Origin of the sequence: Pseudoalteromonas porphyrae (assembly GCF_001298125.1) — a bacterium.
In the GTDB taxonomy this organism is placed as follows: domain Bacteria; phylum Pseudomonadota; class Gammaproteobacteria; order Enterobacterales; family Alteromonadaceae; genus Pseudoalteromonas; species Pseudoalteromonas neustonica.
In genome coordinates this window covers 360,888-386,245 of the sequence record NZ_LHPH01000007.1, presented here as the reverse complement: position 1 = coordinate 386,245, position 25,358 = coordinate 360,888, and the positions used below count along the sequence as shown (strand labels likewise).

26 protein-coding genes and 1 tRNA gene are annotated in these 25,358 nt (G+C 39.4%); 11 read left to right on the top strand and 16 right to left on the bottom strand.

Annotated elements, in window-relative coordinates:
• Positions 1–423: 423 nt before the first annotated feature.
• The 7 genes from ADS77_RS08840 to rlmE form a co-directional block, all read right to left on the bottom strand.
• A tRNA-Leu gene (locus ADS77_RS08840) sits at positions 424–508 on the bottom strand.
• 91 nt (positions 509–599) lie between these two features.
• Positions 600–941 (bottom strand): preprotein translocase subunit SecG, encoded by a 342-nt coding sequence (gene secG / locus ADS77_RS08835; RefSeq protein WP_054203241.1) that lies wholly within the window; start codon positions 939–941, stop codon positions 600–602.
• Position 942: 1 nt separating this feature from the next.
• Positions 943–1,692, bottom strand: a complete 750-nt coding sequence (gene tpiA / locus ADS77_RS08830) for a triose-phosphate isomerase (RefSeq protein ID WP_054453917.1) — start codon at positions 1,690–1,692, stop codon at positions 943–945.
• A gap of 72 nt (positions 1,693–1,764) precedes the next feature.
• Positions 1,765–3,114 (bottom strand): phosphoglucosamine mutase, encoded by a 1,350-nt coding sequence (glmM, locus tag ADS77_RS08825; RefSeq protein ID WP_054453915.1) that lies wholly within the window; start codon positions 3,112–3,114, stop codon positions 1,765–1,767.
• Positions 3,104–3,970 (bottom strand): dihydropteroate synthase, encoded by an 867-nt coding sequence (gene folP / locus ADS77_RS08820; protein WP_054453913.1) that lies wholly within the window; start codon positions 3,968–3,970, stop codon positions 3,104–3,106. Before folP ends, glmM begins: the two co-directional genes overlap by 11 nt.
• Positions 3,971–4,072: 102 nt before the next feature.
• On the bottom strand, positions 4,073–6,016 hold the full coding sequence (gene ftsH, locus ADS77_RS08815) for an ATP-dependent zinc metalloprotease FtsH (protein ID WP_054203245.1): 1,944 nt from the start codon (positions 6,014–6,016) through the stop codon (positions 4,073–4,075).
• A 66-nt stretch (positions 6,017–6,082) separates the two neighbouring features.
• The gene (gene rlmE, locus ADS77_RS08810) at positions 6,083–6,712 is read right to left on the bottom strand and encodes a 23S rRNA (uridine(2552)-2'-O)-methyltransferase RlmE (protein WP_054203246.1); all 630 of its coding nucleotides are present in this window, start codon (positions 6,710–6,712) and stop codon (positions 6,083–6,085) included.
• An 88-nt stretch (positions 6,713–6,800) separates the two neighbouring features.
• On the opposite strand from rlmE, the gene yhbY reads away from it, so the two are divergent.
• Positions 6,801–7,097, top strand: coding sequence for a ribosome assembly RNA-binding protein YhbY (gene yhbY, locus ADS77_RS08805; protein ID WP_054203247.1), 297 nt, complete (start codon positions 6,801–6,803; stop codon positions 7,095–7,097).
• A gap of 93 nt (positions 7,098–7,190) precedes the next feature.
• On the opposite strand, the gene ADS77_RS08800 is transcribed toward yhbY, so the two are convergent.
• Both ADS77_RS08800 and ADS77_RS08795 read right to left on the bottom strand, forming a co-directional pair.
• On the bottom strand, positions 7,191–7,667 hold the full coding sequence (locus ADS77_RS08800; RefSeq protein ID WP_054453911.1) for a histidine phosphatase family protein: 477 nt from the start codon (positions 7,665–7,667) through the stop codon (positions 7,191–7,193).
• Positions 7,668–7,676: 9 nt separating this feature from the next.
• Complete coding sequence (locus tag ADS77_RS08795; RefSeq protein ID WP_054453909.1) at positions 7,677–8,840, bottom strand: serine hydrolase domain-containing protein; 1,164 nt, start codon at positions 8,838–8,840, stop codon at positions 7,677–7,679.
• A 115-nt stretch (positions 8,841–8,955) separates the two neighbouring features.
• On the opposite strand from ADS77_RS08795, the gene ADS77_RS08790 reads away from it, so the two are divergent.
• The 6 genes from ADS77_RS08790 (at position 8,956) to ADS77_RS08765 (ending at position 14,879) form a co-directional block, all read left to right on the top strand.
• The gene (locus ADS77_RS08790) at positions 8,956–9,759 is read left to right on the top strand and encodes a hypothetical protein (protein ID WP_054453944.1); all 804 of its coding nucleotides are present in this window, start codon (positions 8,956–8,958) and stop codon (positions 9,757–9,759) included.
• A gap of 297 nt (positions 9,760–10,056) precedes the next feature.
• Positions 10,057–10,881, top strand: a complete 825-nt coding sequence (locus tag ADS77_RS08785; RefSeq protein ID WP_054203472.1) for a MipA/OmpV family protein — start codon at positions 10,057–10,059, stop codon at positions 10,879–10,881.
• A complete protein-coding gene (locus ADS77_RS08780; RefSeq protein WP_082355640.1) occupies positions 10,871–11,263 on the top strand; it encodes a DUF3019 domain-containing protein in 393 nt (130 codons plus the stop codon). Before ADS77_RS08785 ends, ADS77_RS08780 begins: the two co-directional genes overlap by 11 nt.
• 13 nt (positions 11,264–11,276) lie before the next feature.
• Positions 11,277–11,981, top strand: a complete 705-nt coding sequence (locus ADS77_RS08775) for a response regulator transcription factor (RefSeq protein ID WP_054453908.1) — start codon at positions 11,277–11,279, stop codon at positions 11,979–11,981.
• Positions 11,982–12,017: 36 nt separating this feature from the next.
• Entirely contained in the window at positions 12,018–13,304 is a 1,287-nt protein-coding gene (locus tag ADS77_RS08770) for an ATP-binding protein (protein WP_054203251.1), read from the top strand.
• Between the two features lie 222 nt (positions 13,305–13,526).
• Positions 13,527–14,879 carry a sodium-dependent transporter gene (locus tag ADS77_RS08765; protein WP_054203252.1) on the top strand — a complete coding sequence of 451 codons (1,353 nt, stop codon included), beginning with the start codon at positions 13,527–13,529 and terminating at the stop codon, positions 14,877–14,879.
• Between the two features lie 23 nt (positions 14,880–14,902).
• Here the strand turns inward: ADS77_RS08765 and ADS77_RS08760 are convergent, their stop codons facing one another.
• Together ADS77_RS08760 and ADS77_RS08755 are read right to left on the bottom strand one after the other, a co-directional pair.
• Entirely contained in the window at positions 14,903–15,355 is a 453-nt protein-coding gene (locus ADS77_RS08760) for a GNAT family N-acetyltransferase (RefSeq protein ID WP_054203253.1), read from the bottom strand.
• Positions 15,356–15,684: 329 nt separating this feature from the next.
• Positions 15,685–16,428: a sporulation protein gene (locus tag ADS77_RS08755; RefSeq protein WP_054203254.1), complete on the bottom strand. Its 744-nt coding sequence runs from the start codon at positions 16,426–16,428 to the stop codon at positions 15,685–15,687.
• 261 nt (positions 16,429–16,689) lie between these two features.
• On the opposite strand from ADS77_RS08755, the gene ADS77_RS08750 reads away from it, so the two are divergent.
• From ADS77_RS08750 to ADS77_RS08740, 3 genes are all read left to right on the top strand, one after another.
• Entirely contained in the window at positions 16,690–18,261 is a 1,572-nt protein-coding gene (locus tag ADS77_RS08750) for a cation:proton antiporter family protein (protein WP_054453942.1), read from the top strand.
• Positions 18,262–18,546: 285 nt separating this feature from the next.
• Positions 18,547–18,828 (top strand): hypothetical protein, encoded by a 282-nt coding sequence (locus ADS77_RS08745; protein ID WP_054203255.1) that lies wholly within the window; start codon positions 18,547–18,549, stop codon positions 18,826–18,828.
• Positions 18,829–18,942: 114 nt separating this feature from the next.
• Positions 18,943–19,173 carry a DUF3820 family protein gene (locus tag ADS77_RS08740; RefSeq protein ID WP_054203256.1) on the top strand — a complete coding sequence of 77 codons (231 nt, stop codon included), beginning with the start codon at positions 18,943–18,945 and terminating at the stop codon, positions 19,171–19,173.
• A gap of 285 nt (positions 19,174–19,458) precedes the next feature.
• Here ADS77_RS08740 and ADS77_RS08735 read toward each other — a convergent pair whose 3' ends face one another.
• From ADS77_RS08735 to ilvY, 5 genes are all read right to left on the bottom strand, one after another.
• Entirely contained in the window at positions 19,459–20,706 is a 1,248-nt protein-coding gene (locus ADS77_RS08735; RefSeq protein ID WP_054203257.1) for an ATP-binding protein, read from the bottom strand.
• 6 nt (positions 20,707–20,712) lie between these two features.
• Positions 20,713–21,405: a response regulator gene (locus ADS77_RS08730; protein ID WP_054203258.1), complete on the bottom strand. Its 693-nt coding sequence runs from the start codon at positions 21,403–21,405 to the stop codon at positions 20,713–20,715.
• 14 nt (positions 21,406–21,419) lie between these two features.
• Positions 21,420–21,806, bottom strand: coding sequence for a DUF3019 domain-containing protein (locus tag ADS77_RS08725; RefSeq protein WP_054203259.1), 387 nt, complete (start codon positions 21,804–21,806; stop codon positions 21,420–21,422).
• A 1-nt stretch (position 21,807) separates the two neighbouring features.
• On the bottom strand, positions 21,808–22,662 hold the full coding sequence (locus ADS77_RS08720; RefSeq protein ID WP_082355639.1) for a MipA/OmpV family protein: 855 nt from the start codon (positions 22,660–22,662) through the stop codon (positions 21,808–21,810).
• A gap of 129 nt (positions 22,663–22,791) precedes the next feature.
• Entirely contained in the window at positions 22,792–23,694 is a 903-nt protein-coding gene (ilvY, locus tag ADS77_RS08715) for an HTH-type transcriptional activator IlvY (RefSeq protein WP_054203260.1), read from the bottom strand.
• 159 nt (positions 23,695–23,853) lie between these two features.
• On the opposite strand from ilvY, the gene ilvC reads away from it, so the two are divergent.
• Positions 23,854–25,326: a ketol-acid reductoisomerase gene (ilvC, locus tag ADS77_RS08710; RefSeq protein WP_054203261.1), complete on the top strand. Its 1,473-nt coding sequence runs from the start codon at positions 23,854–23,856 to the stop codon at positions 25,324–25,326.
• Positions 25,327–25,358 lie beyond the last annotated feature (32 nt).

Here is a 25,358-nt window from a genome sequence, read left to right as displayed (position 1 = left end):
TGGTATTTAGGCAAGGCAGCGCCTATGCAGTGTGGTTGTTCCCCATAAATAGGCGATAACGCAGTATAAATGCCAAACATGCGCTGCCCAAAGGGTTCTTCCTAGGGGCGATTGACTCTTTGTTACCTACACGGATGTAGGTAAGGGGCGTGAGCAGGACGCGGAAGCTTTGCTCGGTTTTTACTTAGCCCGCTAGGTTACAAACCTCGCGCCGCGATTAAATCGCCCCTAGATTGAACAAATTTCAAYCCACAAAGGTCAACACGCCCTAGTTGTTCTAAATAAAAAATTTTTAACGACGTTATAGCATGATTTAATTCGTTAAATTGTTCAAATATTTATGCTGATTGGTATTATACAGAGCTGTGCATAGCCTACTGACAAAAAAACCCAGTAACATTACTGTTACTGGGTTTTATAATATGGTGCGGTTGGGGGGACTTGAACCCCCACGCCCTAAAGCACTACCCCCTCAAGGTAGCGTGTCTACCAATTCCACCACAACCGCATTTTTAAAGCTTTTGCTTTATGTGTTAAACTTAGTGATTTACGCGAGGTCTGTAAATCGTTTAACAAGTAACTAATTATTAACTAAAGAATTAATTAGGTACGTGAGTCTCTTCTTTTGTTTCAGCTTTAGGCGCATCAACACTAACAGGTACAACCGTCTCTTCTTGTGATAGGTCATCCCACTGGTCACCACTTTTTATTTGACCTGCGGTTAAGTTACCCAGCACAATACTTAGTACAAAAAATATTGTAGCTAAGATTGTTGTTGTTTTAGTCATGAAGTTACCAGCACCTGACGAACCAAAAACGGTTGCAGAAGCGCCAGCACCAAATGATGAACCCATGTCTGCACCTTTGCCCTGCTGAATTAATACCATTCCAACAAGCGCTAAAGCCACAACTAAATAAACTACTAATAAAATTTCGTACATCTTACACGGTCCCTTTTGCACTTTCGCAGATAGCAGTGAATAAGCCTGCTTTTAGACTAGCGCCACCAATTAGGCCACCATCTATATCTGGTTGTGCAAATAATAATTCGCTATTTTTTTCATTTACGCTGCCACCATAAAGGATGGTCAACCCTTGTGCTAAATCACTGTTTTTATCAGCAATTTTATCACGGATAAATTTGTGCACATTTTGTGCTTGTTCAGGCGATGCAGTCTTACCTGTGCCAATGGCCCAAACGGGCTCATATGCTATCACAGAATCTTTCAGTGCTGCTAGACCTAATTTATTAATTACCGCATCAATTTGTGCAGCAACGACTAATTCAGTTTGACCTTGTTCGCGTTGCTCTTCGCTTTCTCCAACACATAAAATAGGTGTTAAGCCCACTTGTTGGGCGCGAGAAAATTTAGCTGCTACAGTGTCATTGCTTTCGCCATAAACATTACGGCGTTCAGAGTGACCAACTAACGTATATTCGCCACCTAAATCTTTAATTAATTGCGCATCAACTTCACCAGTAAATGCACCAGCTTCATTTTCTGAAACTGTTTGCGCCCCAGTTGTTACACCCGCTGCTGTTAGCATTGGTAACAATGGATAAGGTGGAAAGATCACAACGTCGATCTTATCTGATTTTACGTTGTTGATTGCGTCAGATAATTGCTGTACTAACTCTTTCGAGCCGTTCATTTTCCAATTGCCTGCGACCATTGGCTTGCGTATTGCCATTTTTCCACTCCACATAAGAAAGCGGGCGAGATAGTAACTCGACTCGCCCAAAGTTACAAGAGGTTATTGTTCTTAATCAGTTTGTTTGCTCATAGATTCAACAACTGCGGCAATTTTTTGTGCGCTATCCAGCACTATTTTTTCTTGCTCAGCTTCAACCATAACGCGAATAACAGGTTCCGTACCTGATTTTCGTAATAGAACACGACCTTTACCACCAAGTTGCTCTTCAACTTGCGCAACCGCAGCGATGACTTCTGGTGCTTGCGTTGGATCTGTTCCTGCCTTGTAGCGTACGTTGATCATTTTCATTGGGTACTTAGTAAAGCCAGCCCCTAAGTCTTTAAGAGTGCGGTTTTGTGCAACCATTGCTGCCAACACTTGTAAGCTTGAAATAATACCATCACCGGTGCTGATCAGATCAAGGTTTAGTACATGTCCTGAACTTTCACCGCCAATTTTCCAGCCTTTTTCTTGTAAAAGCTCCATAACATAACGATCCCCGACTTTACTTCGAGCAAAATCAATACCTTTAGCTTTAAGCGCATTTTCAAGCCCCATATTAGACATAACAGTGCCGACAACACCGCCACCTAACATATCATCTTGTGCAGCTTGGCAAGCAATAATATAGACAATGTCATCGCCATCAAATACACGGCCGTTATGATCAACCATCATCACACGATCGCCATCACCATCGTAAGCAATACCAACATCGGCATTATGTTCAAGCACTTTACGTTTTAATGCATCAACATGCGTTGCACCGCACTCTAAGTTGATATTTACACCATTGGGTTCACATGCATGGCAAATGATCTCTGCGCCTAACTCGCGCATTACAGATGGTGCAATATGGTAAGTTGCGCCATTAGCACAATCGAGTACTATTTTTAGTCCCTCAAGCGATAACCCTTGGGGAAATTGGCTTTTGCAAAACTCAATATAACGACCATCAGCACTTTCTAGGCGGCGCGCTTTACCAAGCTTATCTGATGCCACACACGTCATTGGCTCATCGAGCATCGCCTCAATTTGTAGCTCAACCTCATCACCTAATTTTAAACCGCGACCGCAGAAAAATTTAATACCATTATCATGATAAGGATTATGCGATGCACTGATCACAATACCTGCTTCTGCACGAAAGGTCTGAGCTAAATAAGCAACGGCAGGTGTAGGCATTGGGCCAAGTAAAACCACATCGATACCCGCAGCAATTAGCCCCGCCTCAAGAGAGGTTTCTAACATGTAACCTGATATACGTGTATCTTTACCAATTATGACTTTTTTTGTGCCATTTTTTGATAGTACTTTTCCTGCTGCCCACCCAAGTTTAAGGGCAAATTCTGGCGTAATTGGGTACTCACCCACCATGCCACGGACACCATCAGTGCCAAAATATTTTCTAGTTTTCATTGTGTGTTCCTTTTTTACAGGCCTGCCATACAGCAAGTACATCTGCGGTTTCTTTTACATCGTGTACGCGTATTATTTTTGCGCCATTTTGCGCTGAAATTAGTGCACCAGCCAAACTGCCTGCTAGGCGTTCACTGGTTTCTCTATTTAATAAGTTGCCAATCATCGACTTACGCGATAGTCCAGCTAAAACAGGTAGGCCAAAGCAATTAAACTCATCAAACCGTGCGAGTAATTCATAGTTATGATTAAGGCTTTTACCAAACCCAAATCCGGGATCGAGAATAAGTCGCTCACGCTGAACACCCGCTGTTTCACATGCATTAATACGTTGTTTGAAAAAGTCATTAATATCTGCAAATAAATCGCCATACTGCGGATTAGTTTGCATTGTTCGCGGCTGACCTTGCATATGCATTAAGCACACTGCAACATCAGGAAACTGTGCCACCGTTTCCAATGCAAGAGGCTCTTGTAGAGCGCGCACGTCATTGACAATATCTGCCCCCGCTAAAATAGCTTGGCGCATTACTTCACTTTTACTGGTGTCTATTGAAATGACGCTACGATTTACTGCATTATCACTGTGAGCTCGAATGGCTTCTATGGCGGGGATCACGCGGGCTAATTCATCTTCGAGACTGACATCTGGCGCGCCAGGGCGTGTTGACTCACCACCAATATCTAAAATAGTGGCCCCATCGGCTAATAAATCTTGGGCTTTAATGACAGCGCTGTCAGTTTGGTAGTAGCATCCGCCGTCTGAAAAAGAATCAGGGGTGACATTCAGAATCCCCATAATTACGGGGGTGTCGAGGTGTAAATTGCGACCTCTAGGTAAATTAACTGTGGTCATCTATCACCTTCAATACATCCATTGCATTGATATTTGTACTTTATTTTATAAGTTACAAAAAAGCCCCGACAATCGGGGCTTTTGGTTTAGCTATTTTAACTGTTATTCAGCTTTATCATCAAGATTTGTTTCATCTTTTTGTGCTGGTTTTTCATCTTTTTCAATAACAGGCTCTGCTTTTGTCTCAGCTGGAGCTGGTTTTTTATCAGCCGTGTCACGACGATCATGTGCATCACGTGGTTCACGCACTGGCTGACGCGCCATTAAATCATCAATCTGCTTCGCATCAATTGTTTCATACTTCATTAATGCATCTTTCATTGAGTGCAATATATCAATATGATCTTTTAAGATTGCTTCGGCGCGTTGATAGTTACGATCTGAGAGTAAACGAACTTCAGTATCAATCACTTTTGCTGTTTCATCCGACATGCTCATAGAACGACCACCGCCGCCACCCATGTACATCTCGTTTTGATCTTCAGCGTACAATAGTGGCCCTAACTTTTCACTTAGGCCCCACTGTGTAACCATTTTACGGGCAATATCCGTTGCGCGCTCAATGTCATTACTTGCACCCGTAGTTACTTTATCTTCACCATAAATAAGCGCTTCGGCAATACGGCCACCGTAGAGACTTGAAATCATTGACTCAAGCAACTCTTTAGAATGACTAACACGATCTTGTTCAGGTAAGTACATAGTTACACCAAGGGCACGGCCACGAGGTATTATCGATACTTTATAAACTGGATCATGCTCAGGTACCATGCGGCCAACAATTGCGTGTCCCGCCTCATGGTAAGCCGTCATTTCTTTTTCTTTCTCGCTCATCACCATGGTTTTGCGCTCTGCGCCCATCATGATTTTATCTTTAGCAGCGTCAAATTCAGCCATGCTAACAACACGTTTATTACTACGTGCGGCATATAAAGCAGCTTCATTTACAAGGTTTGCTAAGTCAGCGCCAGAAAAGCCCGGAGTACCACGTGCGATAACAGATGCCTCAACGTTATCACCTAATGGCACTTTACGCATATGTACTTTAAGTATTTGCTCACGGCCACGTATATCAGGTAAACCAACCACCACTTGACGGTCAAAACGACCTGGACGAAGTAAAGCGGGGTCTAATACGTCAGGACGGTTAGTCGCTGCAATAACAATAATACCTTCATTGCCTTCAAAACCATCCATTTCTACAAGCATTTGGTTTAGCGTTTGCTCACGTTCGTCGTGACCACCGCCCATACCTGCACCACGTTTGCGACCTACGGCATCAATCTCATCGATGAAAATAATGCAAGGAGCTGCTTTTTTCGCTTGTTCAAACATATCACGAACACGAGAAGCACCAACACCAACAAACATCTCAACGAAATCAGAACCTGATATAGTAAAAAATGGTACTTTGGCTTCACCGGCAACAGCTTTCGCTAATAACGTTTTACCCGTACCAGGAGGTCCGACCATAAGTACGCCTTTAGGAATACTACCGCCTAACTTTTGGAATTTAGAAGGATCTCGTAAAAAGTCCACTAACTCAGTCACATCATCTTTTGCTTCATCGCAACCTGCAACATCAGCGAAGGTCGTTTTAATTTGATCTTCACTCATTAAGCGCGCTTTGCTTTTACCAAACGACATTGCGCCTTTACCGCCACCACCTTGCATTTGACGCATGAAGAATATCCATACACCAAGCAGTAGTAACATCGGGAACCATGAAATCAAGATACTTACTAAAAATGATTGCTCTTCAGGCTTAACGCCTTTTACATTCACATCACTTTTTAGTAGATCATTTAAAATATCTTTATCGTAAATAGGCATAATGGTTTGAAATTTCTCACCATTAGACTTAATACCAGTTATTGTGCCACTGGTACTTTCAATAGCCACTTCTTGTATAGAGCCATTTCTAGCATCTTTTACAAATTGACTGTAACTAGTTTGACGATCTATTTGATCGCCGCCATTAAAGCTCTGAAATACTGACATTAGCACAACTGCAATGACCAGCCAGAGTATTAGATTTTTCGCCATATCGCTCAAGGGGTTAACCTCTTGTATCCAATTAATTTAAATTCAACTAAACGCCTGACAACTGTACTACAGTTTATAGCCTGTCGCTACTATAAATACTTCACGAGAACGAGCACGAGAAGCGTCGGGTTTACGGATTTTTACAGCTTTAAAGCTGCTTCGTACATTTTGTAGGTATTCATCAAAGCCTTCACCTTGGAATACTTTTACAATAAATGCACCATTTTTCTTTAATACTTGGTGACACATATCAAGCGCAAGCTCAACTAAATACATGCTTCCAGCTTGGTCAACGGAGCTATTACCGCTCATGTTAGGTGCCATGTCTGAGAGCACTACATCAACATTTTTTCCGCCAATACGATTTAATAACGCATCTAAAACAGCTTCTTCTCGAAAGTCTCCTTGTAAAAAGTCAACGCCTGCAAGTGAATCCATCGGCAAAATATCGCAAGCGATCACTTGCCCTTTCATGCCAATTTTTTCAACTAAGTACTGTGACCAACTACCTGGCGCAGCGCCCAAGTCAACAACGGTCATAGCTGGGCGTAATAATTTATCTTTATTTTGGATCTCGTCGAGTTTAAAAATCGCACGAGAACGCCAACCTTTCTTTTGTGCCTCGTGAACATAAGGATCATCAAAATGTTCCTTCAACCATCGCTGTGAACTGGCCGAAAGTTTTTTATTCGTCATAAATTAACACGCAACTAATTAGTAATATTCTCTAGATGGCGTTAGAATACCCTTAATTCAAGCCATATTCAGCAAAATTTGTAACAACATGAAATTATCGAACAAACAAAAGCAGTTTTTAAAAGGTCAAGCACACTCTCTTAAACCAGTCGTTTTACTCGGTTCAAACGGTTTAACGGAAGGTGTTTTAGTAGAAATTCAAAGTGCATTAGAAATTCATGAGCTTATCAAGGTAAAAGTACCTACTGATGACAGAGAAACTAAAGCATTGATTTTTGAAGCAATTATTCGTGAAACTGGCGCTGAAAAGTTACAGTCAATTGGTCATGTTATTGTGCTTTACCGCCAGAGTGAAGAAAAGAAAATTCAATTACCGCGTAATTAGGCTTTTCCTTCTTTGTAAAAAAAACCAGCGCTCGCTGGTTTTTTTATGCCTGAAAAACACAGTTAAATAATTTTCTAAATTGTATGACTTTGCTTAAAACCCCATCTTTAGATCATTTAACGTATAGCCCTGTGACTCCTTATTTAATAAAAAATAGCGGTCAAATTCACTTTCAGGCATTTTTTCCAACTCTACTGAATTAAATAATTGCGCTAATTCTACGGTTGTATTGCTATGGCCAATAATAATAACTGTGCCACTTTTAGTGAGTATGTCTTGTTGTAGAGCAACCAACTTGCTTGGATCGTATGTAGCTATTTTTACTTTAAAGTGATCAGCTAATGGTGCCGCTGTTTCAAGTGTACGGTTATAGTGGGTGCTATACAGCGTAACGGTCTTTGACGTGTTAATTAAAGAATGTAATTGCTGTGCTCTAATTTCTCCGCGTGCTGATAAATGTGGATCTTTATCTGTTAGCTTTTCACTATGACGAAACAAATATATTTGCTCTGGTTGTGCATTTATATAAGCACTGAAAAACACTATCAATACACTTAATAAAATTTTCATCGTATACCTTTAAAGTTTAGGAGTTAACTGCGCTTGTTTATAAGCTAATACACGATTAATAAAGTCTGTTGTAAGCTCGTTAATTAACCCTGTTTCAGCATTTAAAACTAAGCTGAAACCAATATTCATATGTGGGATCACAACTAAATCACTTCGATAGCCTTGTACCCACCCACTATGATAGTAAATTGTTTCATTATCATAATTATATACACGCCACCCTAAACCATAATATGCTTCTTTTAGGTGTTTTTTCCATACTCTACGACGCAGCTCTTTTTTCGTTTGGGTATAAGGACGCGTTTGTCTGGCGAGTTCATCTTTGGATAACACACTTGGGTAATAACCTAGTTGTGCTTTTAACCAAATAGCCATATCACTGGCACTTGCATTAACACCTGCCGCAGGAATAACTTTATAGTAATTCTTTTTAAGCTTTGCTGTATGCCACTTTTTACGGCCACGCACATGAGGATGTGCATAGTTTCCATCAGCGACCATTGACTGATAACCAACGCTGGCATTTTTCATTTGTAGCGGAGAAAAAATAAATTCATTTAACCAGCGCGAGTAACTCATTTGAGTACTGCTTATAATCACCTCATCAATCAAACTGAACATGACATTTTGATAGCCATAGCATTGCCCAGGTTGGCAAATTGGTTGCACGCTTAACAGCTTCGCGACTATGTCTGGATAGTTCATCCGTGATTCTATTAAATTATCATAGGCGTTTGGCACTAAGCCGCTAGAGTGACTTAACAAGTGAAATACTTTTAAGTTATCTTTATAGCTAGTATTCGCAAATTCTGGAATAAACTTACTTACGGGGTCATCTAATGAAAACTTTCCTTGTCCTACTAGTTTTGCTGTCAACGCGCCTGCAAAAGTCTTTGATACAGAGGCTAATCTAAATCGAGTATATTCATTTACTCGCTGGCCATTTTTTAATTTAGTTACACCGAAACCTTTAACATATGTATTATCTGGGCCATTGACTATCGATAACGCTCCGGCGGGTATACCTTTACTTTTTAATTTGTTCTGCAAATGTTTGTTATAGTCTTTAAGTAATGCTTGCCATTGTTCGTTGGCTGCGTTCACTCGGGGGTGAAAAAACACCATCGACAGCAGTAAAATAAAAGAATAAATTAATGGGACTGAGTACTTCATTTTTTATTATTTTAATCTATTTAGGAAGTTTCTTAGTTCATAATACCATGAACTTTTAACTAGACTCACGTACAATGCGCCGATTAATTGATTTTATAAGGGTTTTACAGTGCTAATTCGTTTTTTTTCAATCGTTTCTTTTATTTTAATTACAACGGGCTGCGTTACTTCACCAACCCCTGCCCCGCTTTTAGCAATGCCAGAAAAACCGCAACTAAAAAGTCAAACTTATCAGGTTAAATACGTAACAGAGCACGCATCCCCCAAAGTAAAATCAGTACAATTACCAGCCCATAAATTAAAACGCAATCAAAGCATTAAAATAGTTGCTGATAAAACAAGTGTTACAGATACACTAAAAAAACAAATTAGCGATGCGTTAGAGATGATTAATCTGCGTGTCACAGAGCAAAATAATAGCGACTATATACTCTCAATTCACCAATTAGATTTAAGCTTTCTTGATGATACTCAATATCAGGTGTCAACACCTAAAACCCCTTACCCTCTATTTAATGAAATTGCAGCCCAATTCCCTTCTCAGCAATGTGCAACAATAAATGCACAAGTGAGCATGCGATTAACACATAAAGCATCTGGTGATGTTGTATGGTTTGGTAAGTCATCGATTGACAGCGCAAGTTTTCATCGTGAGCCATTAATATACACTTTTAACGAAGAACAAATAATTAGCAATGAATTAGATATTGCAACATTCATACATGCACAAAATACAGAGCAAGCGCGAATTGCACGTGCAAAGCAAGACATTAGTGTGCCTAGCTATCAAACTATCTCAAAGCTAACCAGTTTAGTTAAAACTCAGGGGCCGTGTAATCGCACAGAAGTAAGCGCCTTAACGCCTATGATGCACTACTATTTAAGTAGTATTTTAATTGATAAAATTAAAGTTCAGTAAACCACTGTGATAAATGGACTATTTAACCTCTAATTATGGCTCTATTATTAAAATCAATAACGCAGTATAAATCTTTTAAACCAAACCCTTGGGCGTTTTTTGAGGTGATTTGAGTATATCCCCCTCGGCAACTACAAAAGCGCCGAGGAACGCCTACTTTAAAAATAAATACATTTATTGCACTCAAATACATTTTTTTACAGATTTAAATAACTATTTGACAATATAATACAGTTAATTACTGTTTATTTATTTGGATAACGGATGCGATTGGTACAAAATCCACTACAAAAGCTGATGATATTTGTGATCAGTGTGTGTTTATGGCACAGCCCGAGTTATGCAAGTAATCGTTATTATGCAGACAATACCCTAGAACCGACGGCAGGTTTTGCCTGGGACTGGAGCGCTGGCGCTGGTTATTATATCGAAGATTCCTACTTAGTTGGTATGGATTCATATAGTCACGGCGTGTTACTTGATATTAACCTAGCCCTATCTTACGAACGCTTTTATTTAGACATTGATCACAGTCAACTCAGTGGTGGTGTCATTATTGGTTATAGCCTGATAGATAAATTTGATTGGGGGCTGGATATTCTTGGCACCAATATACAAGCGGGCTTTAACGAAACAGGTCTAGATCTATACGCTGAGGGCACTATTAAAGAGCTCGATGGTATTAAAAGTCGTCGATATGATTTTGATACTGGCCTGCGCCTTACCCGACGATTTGAAAATTCACAGATTTCGTTTGAATACTTACATGATATTTCTAGCGCGCATAATGGCTGGGTCGTAAATACTTTTTTTAGCCATATTTTACCGTGGCAAAACTGGGAGTTTCGAACCGGCTTAGGCTTTAGCGCATATTCTGCTGATTTTACAAATTACTATTTTGGCATTACCCCAAGTGAAGCAACCCCAACTCGTCCCGTTTATCATACGGGCACATCAACAAGTATGATATTTGAATTCCACGCCGAATATCCGCTTAATCAGCATTGGGTATTTTTAGGTGGTTGGCTATCAACGTGGTTTTCCAATGAAATAGTTAATAGTCCAATTGTATCTCAGGGGTATCAGCATAAAGCGATGATGGGCGTGCGTTATGTATTCTAAAGCTTCAGTAATTTTATTATTGTTGCTGGGTATTAACCCGTTATATGCAAGCGACACAAAGCCATTAGATAATAGCTTAGTAGCCCTACCCGATACCTGCGTAGCATTACGCGAAGGACGCAAATGCTACGCTGATGTTGAGCTAAACTGGCAACACAGTACACTCGGTAATTATTGCTTACGTGATGCAACATCTAAGCACATTATGCAATGCTGGTTAAGACAAAGTAATGGGAAGTTCAATTATGCATTTGACTCGATTGAAAGCATTTCATTTGAACTAATTAATAGTGATACAGGCAAAATCATCGCATCAGCACAAGTGCAGCTGCAGTGGGTTTATCAAAACCGCCAAAAGAAACGCCGCTGGCGCCTTTTTTAAAAAAGAGAACACTATGGACAATTACGGCACAATCTTACTTGTTGAAGATGATCAGTCACTCGCTCAGTGGGTCGCTGAATACTTAACTGAGCAAGGCTATACCACACAAATTTGTGTTCGCGGCGATCAGGTCGTCGGTCATGTTAAAGAGCTAAAACCTGATTTAATCTTACTCGATATTATGCTGCCAGGCCAAGATGGGATCAGTGTTTGTCGAGAGCTACGCCAGTTTTATCAATCCCCTATCATTATGCTCACTGCAAGAGATGATGAAATGGATGAAGTGATCGGGTTAGAAGTAGGCGCCAGTGACTATATAATGAAGCCAGTCAGACCTCGAGCACTATTGGCTCGTATCAAAGCAGCATTGCGACTAAGCAATGATAATAGTGAGAATAAGGTTGATGATTCGATTATCCAAGTTGGTTTATTAAAAATAGACACACAGTCACGAAATGTTTTCGTCGATAATGTTGAGCACCCTATCTCTAGTGCTGAATATTTACTACTGCAATACTTAGCTAGTAATGCAGGCCAAGTTGTATCTCGTGATGCTGTATTTAAAGCAACGAAAGGCCGAGAGTACGATGGGTTGGATCGCAGTGTTGATGTGCTTATCTCTGCGTTACGAAAAAAGTTTAATGATGATCCGCAGCACCCGGAAAAAATCAAAACCATTTGGGGACGTGGCTATTTACTCGTCGCCAGTGCATGGTGATGCGTCAGTTAATTTTATTATGTATTTAACAAGCCCATGAAAAAGTTTTATCTTTCTTTACTTGCCAGCGCCTTGTTATCTATTGTGATACTTGGTTGGCTAATAGATGCATTTAGCCAGCAAACTCACCACACTGAAGATGAGTTTGCTCTACAAAGTAAAATATTAATGGGGTTTAGCCAGCAGATTATAGCTCAACCTCTCGATAAACGTGTTCGCTTTACCCAAAATCTAGCAGAGCAATTTTCATTACCGCTAACCTATCGCGCTACACAGTCACTCGCACTCCCGGCCTCCTTACTTACCCAAATGCGTGCGCCTGGTGGGCTCATCCTTGAAGATCAACAAGGCTTTTATTTACTCTACACAAATACACAACTTTCACCATTTCATTTAAAGCTACGCCTAGAGAAGCTGCATCAACAAGAACAACATAATGACATGTTACTTACCTTACTTTTTTATGCTGGTTTATGTGTTTTTATGGGGTTTATTATTGCACCATTAGCAAATCGTTTAGGTGTTGTGAACGACGCAGCTAAAAAGTTTGCAGTAGGTGATTTAAGCGCACGTATTAAGGTATCCCACTTTACTTATATAAAAGATGTAGAGCGTACATTTAACCGTATGGCGAGCCAAATTGAAAAACTCCTTGATGAAAACAAATTAATGGCGTCTAGCTTATCTCATGATATACGCACTCCTATTGCCTGTTTGCGCTTCGGTTTAGATGCTGCGATTGATTGTCATGATGAAGATAAAATAAAACATTATTTAGCTCGCATGGAATCGGATTTAGATCAAATGGAATCCATGCTTAAAAGCTATTTAGCATTTGCAACCTTAGAGCAACAAGCAAATCAGCTTACCTATTCAAACACATTAATGAATGATTATTTAGCAACAATTATCAATCAATTAGCTCCTAAATTAGCCAATCAAACTATTGATTTAGAATTAGTCAGCGATAATGAAAATTTAACAGCGGATCTGCATTGGTTAGCGCGTGCCATTACTAACTTACTTAACAATGCCTGTGATTTTGCGCATAGCCGCATTGTGTTAACGGCAAAACGACAAGGGCACATAATCACATTTATTGTTGAAGATGATGGGCCGGGAATAGCCCAACAAAATTGGCATAAAGTCTTTAGCCCTTTTTTTCAAGAGCAAAATCACCGTAATAGAGCAGATCAAAGTTACGGCTTAGGGCTTGCGATTGTTGCTAAAGTCGCTGATTGGCACCACGGCACTATTAAACTTGGCAAAAGCGAACGACTCGGCGGTGCTTGCTTTACCTTGAAAATACATAACCACGAGTAAATGTAATTAAAATGTTACGCTTTACAGTCATCGTATCTCTGTTTATATACCTATACAACAAACACTTAATAGGTAAAACATAAAGGGACAAGCTCACTGATTGATGCAAAAAAGTCCAATGTTACGTTTTTAGCGTTTATTCACTAAAATAAGAGCTTTTTATTTTTTTGCATTTACAGTAGATTGTCAGCGCCGTCACAAAATAGAGAAGTAATAATAATTATGAGCGCAGTAAGAGGGGAGTTTAGCTCCCGTTTTGGATTTATAATGGCCGCCGCGGGTTCTGCTGTGGGGCTTGGAAATATTTGGGGCTTCCCCACACAAACCGCAAGTAATGGCGGTGCCGCATTTTTAGTTGCCTACCTTGTGCTGGCTTTTTGTTTAGCCTACCCTGCATTAATGGCTGAATTAACAATTGGCCGTCATGGTCAAGCAAATGCCGTAACTTCTTTACGTAAAATATCGAATGATGGCTGGCAAAAACACTTCGCTTTTGTGGTCGGTTTTGGTGGCATAATTTGCGCTGGTTTAATTTTAAGTTTTTATGCCATTGTGGCCGGCTGGATGATCAGTGCGACACTAGAACCGGTGGCTACACTCGCTGGAAGTCAAACAGCTTCAACATGGCTAAGTGAGCAATCACTTTCTCGTGATTTACTGTTTACTGCAGGTTTTATAATCTTAACTGTAGCAATTATTAGTAAAGGTGTAGAAAACGGCATAGAAAAGTGGTCAAAACGCTTAATGCCTGCATTACTTTCCATTTTATTTGCTTTAATTATTTATGTAATGATGCAAGATGGCGCCATGACAGGTCTTAAAGCCTACTTGGTCCCTGATTTCAGTTCTATATTAGACCCTGAGTTACTCGTAAGTGCATTAGGGCAAGCCTTTTTCTCATTATCACTCGGTACAAGTGTAATGATAATTTACGGCTCTTATATCAGTAAAAAAGAAAACTTAGTTTCTTTGGGTGCATACGTAACACTTATTGATGTATTTATTGCTTTTGTTGCGGGCTTATTAATTATCCCTGCGATGTATGTAGCTCAAGCGCAAGGTGTTGAAATATTCTCTGCGACAGGCGAGCTATTATCAGAAGACACCTTAGTATTCCAGGTTTTACCTGCCTTATTTGATGGCATGGGCACTATTGGTTTATTCGTCGGCTTTGCATTTTTTGCTTTGATGAGCATTGCAGCCCTAACATCTTCTATCTCAATGTTAGAAGCACCGGTTTCATATGCCGTTGAACGCTTTTCATTAAACCGCCTTAGTGCTACCTGGCTAATTGGCGCCATTATTGCAGTGGTCAGTTTCACTATTATTTTAAACTTTGGCACTTTATTCGGCTTTGTTATCGCATTGACAACTAAATTTGGCCAACCATTGCTAGGTTTAATGTGCTGCTTATTTGTTGGTTGGATTTGGTATCGCAACTCTTTACTAACTGAAATTCAACAAGGCTGCCCAGAAGTTGCTAATGGTATATTTTGGAAAATTTGGCCATGGTATATTAAATTCATTTGCCCAATAGCAATTGGTTTAGTGTTTGTAAGTTCGTTATTAGGTTAATTCAACGTAATAAAAACCGCTCATCAAACTGAGCGGTTTTTTAAAATCATATCTTGGTGTTCAATCCCATCTTCTAAATACACTCCACCCGTTTTTTCAAAGCCAAATTCACTATAAAAGTCGAGTAAGTATGTCTGCGCGCCTATATAAATATCCCGCGAAGGCCAGTGCTTTAAACAACAGTGAATCGCCTCTTTGACTAATATAGCAGCCAGCCCTTTACCTCGCTGAGACTTTTCAATTAACACACGACCAATAGCACTGTATTGCTCATTTTTGGCATAACAACGCGCATATGCGTACAAGCATGGCTCTTCACTCCAAAAAAGGTGTTGTGTATCAGGTTGAGTGTCTACGTCATCTAATTCTGGATACGGGCACTGCTGCTCAACAACAAAAACATCAACTCGGCCGCGCATTATATTAAATAATTCAGTACTACTTAGCTGTGAAAATAACTTACTTACTAATTGCATCAAAGTGCTCTTATAAAAAAGCCCAGACGATGCTGGGCTATTCATTAAAATTACTAGGGCGTGTTGACCTTTGTGGATTGAAATCTGTTCAATCTAGGGGCGATTTAATCGCGGCGCGAGGTTTGTAACCTAGTGGGCTAAGTAAAAACCGAGCAACAAAGAGTTAATCGCCCCTAGGAAGAACCCTTTGGGCAGCGCATGTTTGGCATTTATACTGCGTTATCGCCTATTTATAGGGAGCAACCACACACCATAGGCGCTGCTTGTCTAAATACCAAATAGACTGCTGCAAAATCAATCACGAAAGGTCAACACGCCCTAACCTACCTTTATGTAAGCAGGCGCTCTAACTGATCACATAATTGTGATAAATTCACGTGGTCATGTTCGATTGTTAAATCTACGTAGCCATCACCTCTAAACGCCCTATCTAATTCGATTAATACATGCGTTTTATGAGCTTCAGGCACAAATGATAATTCAATTTCTTTAAGGCCAAATAAACTGCGGCTATTGGGTCTATATTCAAGTTCTTGATAGCACCCTGATACTGAAGCAAATGTACTTGCGCGTAAAAAGCCTTTTTCCACGTCAGCTTTAACTAAACTAAAGCCCAATTTATCCATCGCTTGCATAAACGTATTTACTGCATCATTGGGGTATATATGCAGATGATCCTTATCTGTTGGATCAAGCGCTAAATCAATATCAAGCCCGGTCTCTAACCACACATGTGATTGATTAGAACCCGCATTAATTTCGGTGATGGGGGTTTCAGAGTGTAAGCGAGCTTCAAAAGGTATCTGTTTTTGCTCGCCCGGCTCCAATGTGCCTATATCGGTTATACGCCACTTATCTATTATATGATTCGTAAAATAAGCACCGTCTTCACCTTCTACTTTTACCTTGGTGACTAATGCTAAATCTAAACCGGCAATTTCTTGGCTCACGTCACCTGCTGTAATAACAATTTGAGCATTAAATATTTGCCCTGGTTGCAGGTGTTCTGTTTCAAGAACAGTATCAACTTTTGCAGCACCAATACCTATTGATGCAAGAATCTTTTTAAACATCTATTTCTCCTTAAGCCGCCTACTTCTACAAAGTGCCACTTAAATTCCTTTGTTACTGCATCTTAACCACATTTAAAAGCTGCTGTCAGCGAAAATGTTGCTATTTATGCCGTTTTTACACGAAAAAACAATCATTGCATGATTTTTAAACATAAATAATACACTACTCGATCAACTAACATACGAAATATGGCTTTATTATTTTCAAATATAGTGATCTTTCGCTACACTGACCCTCTACATGAAGTGATGTTAAGAATTATGGAAATAATATTTTTTGCCACAGCGTTTGTTTGTGGGTTTGTCGTTTATCAACTAAAACTCCCACCGTTAATCGGCTTTTTAATTGCAGGGTTTGCGCTAAACTTATGCGGTTTTCAAAGCACTGAACTACTAAACTCAGTAGCCGACCTTGGTGTTACTTTATTGCTTTTTAGCATTGGTTTGAAATTACGTGTTGCTAATTTACTCAAACCTCAAGTATGGGCTCCAGCTTCAATACATATAATATTGAGCAGTGCTCTATTTTGTGGATTAATGTTGTTCCTTGGTTATTTAGCATTACCAATGTTTGATGAGTTAAGCTGGCAAAGTGCTTTACTCGTCGGTTTTGCTTTTAGTTTTTCAAGTACTGTATTTGCAGTGAAAGTGCTTGAGGAGCGAGGTGAAATGGCTAGTTTGCATGGTAAGATAGCTATTGGTATTTTAGTTATGCAAGATATTTTTGCCGTAATATTTCTCGCTATAAGTACAGGGAAAACACCAAATGGCTGGGCACTTGCTTTATTTGTTGCTCTTCCACTACTTCGCCCTGTTATGTTTTGGATTTTAAATCGCTCTAAACATGGTGAGCTCTTACCTCTTTTTGGTTTCTTTTTTGCTTTAGTCTTAGGGTATAACGCATTTGAATTTGCAGGGCTTAAAGGTGATTTAGGTGCATTAATTGTAGGCATGATGTTCGCGCCTCACAAAAAAGCAGGTGAACTAGCTAAGTCACTACTTAATTTGAAAGAAATACTGTTAGTCGGCTTTTTCTTAACGATTGGTTTAGGTGCTGAGTTGACCGTTAACTCATTATTGATAGCACTTGTTATCATTATGGTACTTCCGATCAAAGTATTTTTATATTATGTACTGACTAATGCATTTAAATTGCGAGCACGTACTTCGCTTTTAAGCGCATTTACGTTAACCAACTACAGTGAATTTGGTTTAATTGTATGTATGGTTGCTGCAACAAGCGGTTTAATAACCAATGAATGGCTGGCTGTTATGGCTATTGCGGTATCTATAACATTTATTATCGCCTCTCCTTTGAATAAACGCTCTAATGAAATTTACGTAAAAATAGAGCAGTGGCTATTGCGTTTTGAAAGTGACACTCGATTAGCTGAAGAGCTGCCTGTTAACCTAAATAATACAAGAATAGTTATATTTGGTATGGGTCGAATTGGCACAGGTGCTTATGAGACAATCAATTTAACACACCCTGGTGTTGTAGCTGGCGTTGACATAAAACCAGAGGTTGTTGATAAACATGTTCGTCGTAATCGAAAGGCATTACTTGCAGACGCTACAGATCCAGACTTTTGGCAACGTGTAAATCACTCTAATGTTGAAATGATTATGCTAGCAATGCCTAAACATATGCAAAACATATTTGCATTAGAACAGTTGCGTGCCTCAGGCTATCAAGGTCAGGTTACTGCGATTGCAAATTACCCTGATCAACAAAAAGAGCTGGAAGATATGGGTGTTGATTCAACTTATAACTTCTATTTAGAAGCCGGTAGCGGTTTTGCTGAACATGTGAAACAAAAATTATTTTCTTAATATAAATTAGGTTCTTAGTACCACTTTAGGTACTGAGAACTATTTTTATTTATATATCATTAACTTACTTCTAGATGGCCAAAGTCTCAATAAAAACCTCATCAAATATCGGTCAAGTTTATTTACAAAGCTTTACATGCAGATTGGCATTTACTCATCAAAACAGAGTAAACTGCATTCGTTGACTAATTCGTAAGTATCTATTTTTAACATAAAAAGCTTTTTTATGTGTTTGCATACGTATTCAATTTGCTTTTTTTATTTCGTTATTAATAAGGTTTCTAGATGAAAAATAAGTTTCCCTCACAATTTCAAGCCGTAGCTGATGATGTCAAAAGTCCACGTTTAATGGAACTTCAAAATCGTCTAGATGAACTACAGAGAAATGGAATGACAGCGGTGACAATTCGCACCATACTCTTCCAAAAGATGCTAGATGCCTATCAAGTACCAAGTGATCATTTTTTGCGTGACAGTGAGACACCTAATCGCATAGATGATCCATCATTGTTAAGTAGCCTTAAAAAGCTTGGATTTTCTAAAAAGCCACAACACCAAATTCATTAAAAACCCTGAGGGCCTACTCCCTCATTAAATAGGCTATTTCTTGCCCGTCATGGCCTATTTTCCTCCTCTTTTTTGTAATACACTTTAGTTAAAACGACTCAATAAAAGTTAACCATGGATTCTGAGCAGCTTAAAATAGCGATCAACACAAAAATGCCCTTCGGAAAATATGCAGGCAGACCACTACTACTTTTACCTGAACCTTATTTAGTCTGGTTTAAACAACAAGGCTTTCCTGATGGAACCCTCGGGGCTCAACTTGCAATGATGTATGAAGTGAAGCTAAATGGTTTAGAGCAGCTCCTTATGCCTCTATTAATAAAAAACAAAAACGACCCCTTATAGAGAAATAAATTATTGAATATTGAACTTAACGTTTCATTGCAGGTCTATTACTTTGCTATTTGTTGATTTTTGGTTTTAAAGATAAAGCACCGCCTAAGGTGCTTTTTTTTGTGCAAAATTAGTTAGGATTACATAACCGACGTTGAGGATAATAACTCTCTTTGTAACGGCTCTTGAGGCGAAAACTAAGCTATTACTCCTGAAAAACTCAGGCTGAGGAGTTAAATGAATTTATATATTCTTAAATCAGCCGATTAGTAAATCTCTAACTTAAATCAGTGATGTTCAATTTGTTGCACGTCTAGGTAGGTAAATCGTCAATTTAGCACCGCCTAATGAGGAGTGTGATATTTCATATCTCCCTTGATGCCATGAAACTATCTTAGCGACAATAGCGAGACCCAATCCAAATCCCCCTGTTTTTTTATCCCGACTTTTATCTAATCGTGTAAATGGTTTAAATACCGTTTCCCACTGCGCTTGCTCAATTCCAGCACCATCATCTTCAACGCTTAAAATAACGAATTCAGTCTCTTCAACTAAGCGAACCAGTACTTGAGACTGTCCGTGTTTTAAAGCATTACCTATTAAGTTTTGGACAGTGCGTGCAATAAAATGACTATCACAACCATAAGTGCATGTCGTTGGTAGCTGTACGTCAACTTTAATATTTGTGGCAAAATCAAGTTTGGTAACAACACTATTTATTAGCTGGACTAGGTCGCATTGTTGAACGCTTATATTTGGCTGTTGAGTATCTAGACGCGCATAATCGAGCATTTCTTTCACTAATGACTCTAACTCTAAGATATCGAGCTGCATTGTATCAATGTAATCAAATGCTTTTTCATCAGTCACTTTATCTTCGAGCATTGCTAAGGCAAATTTCAAACGTGCTAATGGCGTTCTAAACTCATGAGATACTGAGGAAGTAAGTTCTTGTTGAGCCGCCAACAGGTGTTGAATGCGTTGTTGCATAGCACGTAAAGTATCTGTAATTGGCAAAAAAAATGATTTGGACGTTGCATTCAATTCAAAATCTTGTGACCCGCCGACCGCTTCACATGCCATCCGTAATTTAGCAAAGTCTCGCCATAATAAAAAACTCCATAGCCCAACGGGGATCCCTACAACGCACAATAATAATAGGTAAGGCCATACTGATGAAAAAGCAGGTGCGGATACACTAATAGGCCCTACTTGCAGTAACTGCTCATTTTCGAGCTCTATGTACCACACTGCGCGCTGCTCTTCATCGAATAAATAAATATGGTGGTGCTGCGCAAGCTCAATAGCTTGTGGTTTGGGAAGCATTAAATCTTTTTTATCGACGATGTGGGTATTAAAACGTGACGCTAAATTGGTAATGCCTTCTGTAGTCTGAGTTAATAACCAAAGTGACTCGCCAAACTCTTTATCAAGAGACACTTGTTGCTGTGTTTCTTCATAAGGCCATAATTGCTCTATCACCCCACTCACTAAAAATAAGGAAACTATTATATACGCATATAAACTTACAAATAGCTTCCCCATTAACGGTTACATCCCCCACGCATCTGAAACGAATAGGTAGCCTTGTCCCCATACGGTTTTAATACGGTATGGTTTATCACTGTTGTCGCCTAATTTTTTACGGATACGTGATACTCTTACGTCAACTGTACGATCTAATCCGTCATACTGACGACCAATCATATGCTGATGTACATGTTCACGACTAAGCACTTCTCCAGCATTAGAGGCTAATAGCCAAAGTAGCTCAAATTCATGTGAAGTGAGTGTGATTTCATTATTCTTTAAACGTACAATACGACTGGTTTTATCTATGCTTAAATCACCAAATTGTAGCTCTTCAGGGGCTTTAACTACGGCCTGGCCACGGCGCAATAACGCATTTATACGCGCAAGTAATACTCTAGGCTCTGCAGGTTTGATTACATAGTCATCCGCTCCGAGCTCTAAACCTAATACTTGATCGAAATCTTCACCCTTTGCGGTCAACATCAAAATCGGTAAACTAAATTTATCACGTACTTGACGGCAAACACTAAAGCCATCTTTACCTGGCAGCATCACATCCAAAATAATTAAGTCTATCGGGTTATTCTCAAGAAAACTAAATACTTCATCGCCACGATCGAGTACCGCAACTTCAAGGCCATTATTTTCCAGATAATCTCGTGTTAATTGTTGTAAACCTAAGTCATCTTCAACAAGTAAAATCTTTGCCATTTGCAGCTCCAGAATTAAAAAAAACTCCACGGGGAACGTAATCTACGTCGAGTGGTTTTAGCACGAGTGCTCTGTACTTCGATACGTGCTGTAGCTAATAGTTCATCCGTATGAGGGTCGATCAAAGAGTATATAGTTGCTACCTGAACACGGGCTTTATGATCTAATTTAGCTATTTTAACTTGTTGCCAACATTGCAATTTACTACTTTCTTGATATAAACATACATCCATTTTCTTTGGCATATTTAGCGTTAGCTTAAGCTCAAGATCGCAATATTCTTGTTGTTCGGAAACCACACAGACTTTTGGTGACAATGTTAAAATGTCTTGTTTTGCAAAAGCTAACTCAGACCATAATGCAAAAATCACGATGTACAAAGAAAACGAAAAATACTTCATATTAAAAAATATGATTAAATCCTATAAAGGCGGTAATGGAATATTTTTTTTCAAACAATGGACTCTCATGTAGAGCCGAATAATCATAATACGCAACATGAAAGCGCAATGAATTATTATTGCCTAAAGGCCAACGGCCATCAATTTTAGCATAAGGTTGCCAACTACGGCCTACCTCTATCGCAGCTGAGTTATGCTCTTGTTCACTTACACCATAAAAGTACGTATTTAAGCTTGCTGATTTATACCAAACGCCTAAACTCGGCTTTAGCTTTAAACGGCCGATAGTCTCATGCATTTGCCACTGAACTGCGGCTCTATTTCCATCATAAACCCCCGTGATATCAGTTAATACCTGTAGTGAAAAAACATGCTTATCTTTAACATAGTGATAACTCAAGCCTGCATCTAACGCCCACTTGCGTTTATCAAGATCTGTAATTTTCACTCGTGGTTGCTGATTTTCTAATTGGTTTTGTTCAAATACAACTGAGTTTTTTGAGGCTAATGCAAAGACATTGGTAGGGTGCCATTTCACAAAAAAACGTGTTTCGGGGTTAAGCTCTGTTATTAAATTAAAAATATGCCGAGAGCTTTCCTCAAGGGTGTAACCTAATCTGCCATTATCGAAAAAGAATTTTTCACCGTAAAAGGCAACTTCTGGGATTAATACTACAGGTAAATTATCACCGCCGTGCAATGGATTAGTGATAACCCCTAACCCTGTGTTAAGGCTAATATGCCATTGCTGCGTTACAATATTTTTATCATACCCGCTCTGCTGTTCAGTCGCTGAAGCTACTGAAAGTTGGCAATAGATACATATTAACGCAAAAGTTTTAACTATCAGCTTCATGTCAGTTTATAAGCCAAAAAATGCTTTATTCTGGCCATAATAGCAAGGTATTAAAAACTAATCCCTAGCTGATTACAATCATTCACACTTTTGATACATATGGACTTATTTTGGGTAGAAACAAGCGAGCTAATTCACATTTTCAAGAGTTTGAGCAATCTCCCACAGTGCATTTAATGCAGCATCGGATAACCCTTTTCGTAATACAGCTAAACCAATCTCAAACCCTGCTGGCGCTTCGTTTTGATCACTGATCACCTGTACACGGTCTTTTAACGGGCTGTTATCCAATACAATTTTTGGCACCATCGCAATACCAAGTCCTAAACTAACCATTGATACCATAGCCTCATGCCCCGCGACCTGAGCATAAATCTTTGCATTAATACCATGTTTACGCCACCATTGCTCAAGCCTTTGGCGAGTAAAACCCTGCTCAGGAACAATAAATTCTAATTCAGACCACGCTATTTTATCGCTAGACAAAGCCAGCTTTTGGGTAATCAAAGATGGAATGCGCGGGGCAATAAAAACCAAAGATGAGTAACCTATACTTGCAAACGCTATTTGTGGTGGCAATTTATCGGGTTTAGCAGCAATAGCCATCGCCTCTTGTCCATCTAACACTCGATTAATAGCAACGGCAGGATCGCCCGTGTTTAACTTTATTTCAATATGTTGATGCTGTAACCGTAACTGCTCTAATATTTGGTGTAAAAAGCTATACGACGCAGTTACTGAGCAATAGATGCTGACTTTACCGTAGATGGTCTGCTCTGGATTTCGTACATTCGTTCGAAAGCGTTGCCAGTTTGCTAAGGTCGCATTTGCGTAATCAATAAATGACTCCCCTTCACGTGTTAATTTAACACTGCGATTATCACGTATAAATAGCTCAACCCCAACTTCATCCTCTAACTGTTTAATATTACGACTTAATGTAGGCGCACTGATATGGCATAACTCACTAGCGCGTGCAAAGTGCAAGGTTTTAGCAAGCGCTAAAAAGTAATGTAACCGTTTATGATCCATATTCTCTCCATGTAAGTGATGTACACATTTCACATTTCACTTTTTGAAATACTTTAATTCAAATATATCATTTTACGCAAGGTGAATGTTTCATTATGGTGGTTTTAAGCACGGCAATAAACGCCTGCATCTAACAAATATGAATATAGGATACTAACAATGGCGAATTATTTTAATACTCTTCCTTTACGTGAGCAGCTAGCTCAGCTTGCACAATGCGAATTTATGGATCCAGCTGAATTTGTCGACGGTGTTAATGCACTTAAAGGTAAAAAGCTAGTAATTGTTGGTTGTGGTGCTCAAGGCTTAAACCAAGGCCTTAACTTACGTGATTCTGGATTAGATGTATCATACACATTACGTGATTCAGCAATTAGCGAACGTCGCCAATCATTTTTAAACGCATCTGAAAACGGCTTTACTGTTGGCACTTACGAAGAGCTAATCCCAACCGCTGACGTTGTTTTAAACTTAACACCAGATAAGCAGCATACAGCTGTAGTTAGCGCTATCATGCCAATGATGAAACAAGGCTCAACCCTTGCTTACTCACATGGTTTCAATATTGTTGAAGAAGGCATGCAAGTACGTGACGACATTACCGTTATTATGGTTGCACCTAAATGCCCTGGTTCTGAAGTACGTGAAGAGTATAAACGTGGTTTTGGTGTCCCAACATTGATTGCTGTACACCCTGAAAATGACCCTCAAGGTCATGGTTTAGCACAAGCTAAAGCTTATGCTGCGGGTACTGGTGGCCATCGTGCAGGCGTTTTAAAATCATCATTTATCGCTGAAGTAAAATCAGACTTAATGGGTGAGCAAACGATCCTATGCGGCATGTTACAAACGGGTTCAATCTTATGTTTTAATAAAATGATTGAAAACGATATTGAGCCGGGTTACGCATCTAAACTTATCCAATACGGCTGGGAAGTCGTAACCGAGGCACTCAAATACGGCGGCGTTACTAACATGCTTGACCGTCTATCAAACCCAGCAAAAGTAAAAGCGTTTGAATTGAGTGAAGAGCTAAAAGTCATTATGCGCCCGCTTTATAATAAACACCAAGACGATATCATCGACGGTACTTTTTCACGCGTGATGATGGAAGATTGGGCTAATGATGACGCTAATCTACTAAAATGGCGCGCAGAAACCGCCGAAACTAATTTTGAAAAAACCCCTGCCGGTGATGTTGAAATCACTGAGCAAGAGTTTTTCGATAACGGTATCTTAATGGTTGCGATGGTTAAAGCGGGTGTTGAACTTGCATTTGAAACCATGACTGCAGCGGGCATCATTGCAGAATCAGCGTACTATGAGTCATTACATGAGACGCCATTAATCGCAAATACTATTGCACGTAAAAAGTTATTTGAAATGAATCGCACTATTTCTGATACAGCTGAATACGGTTGTTATTTATATAACCATGCGTGTTTGCCACTACTTCAAAACTTTATGAAAAATATCAACACTGATGTTATTGGTAAAGGTTTAGGTGAGCAAAGTAACCATGTTGATAACCAAACACTGATTGAAATAAATAAAACATTGCGTGAGCACCCTGTTGAGATTGTTGGCACACGATTACGTGGCTACATGTCAGCAATGAAAAAAATTGTTTAACCCTGGACAATAAACGTTTCGCTTGTTAGAAA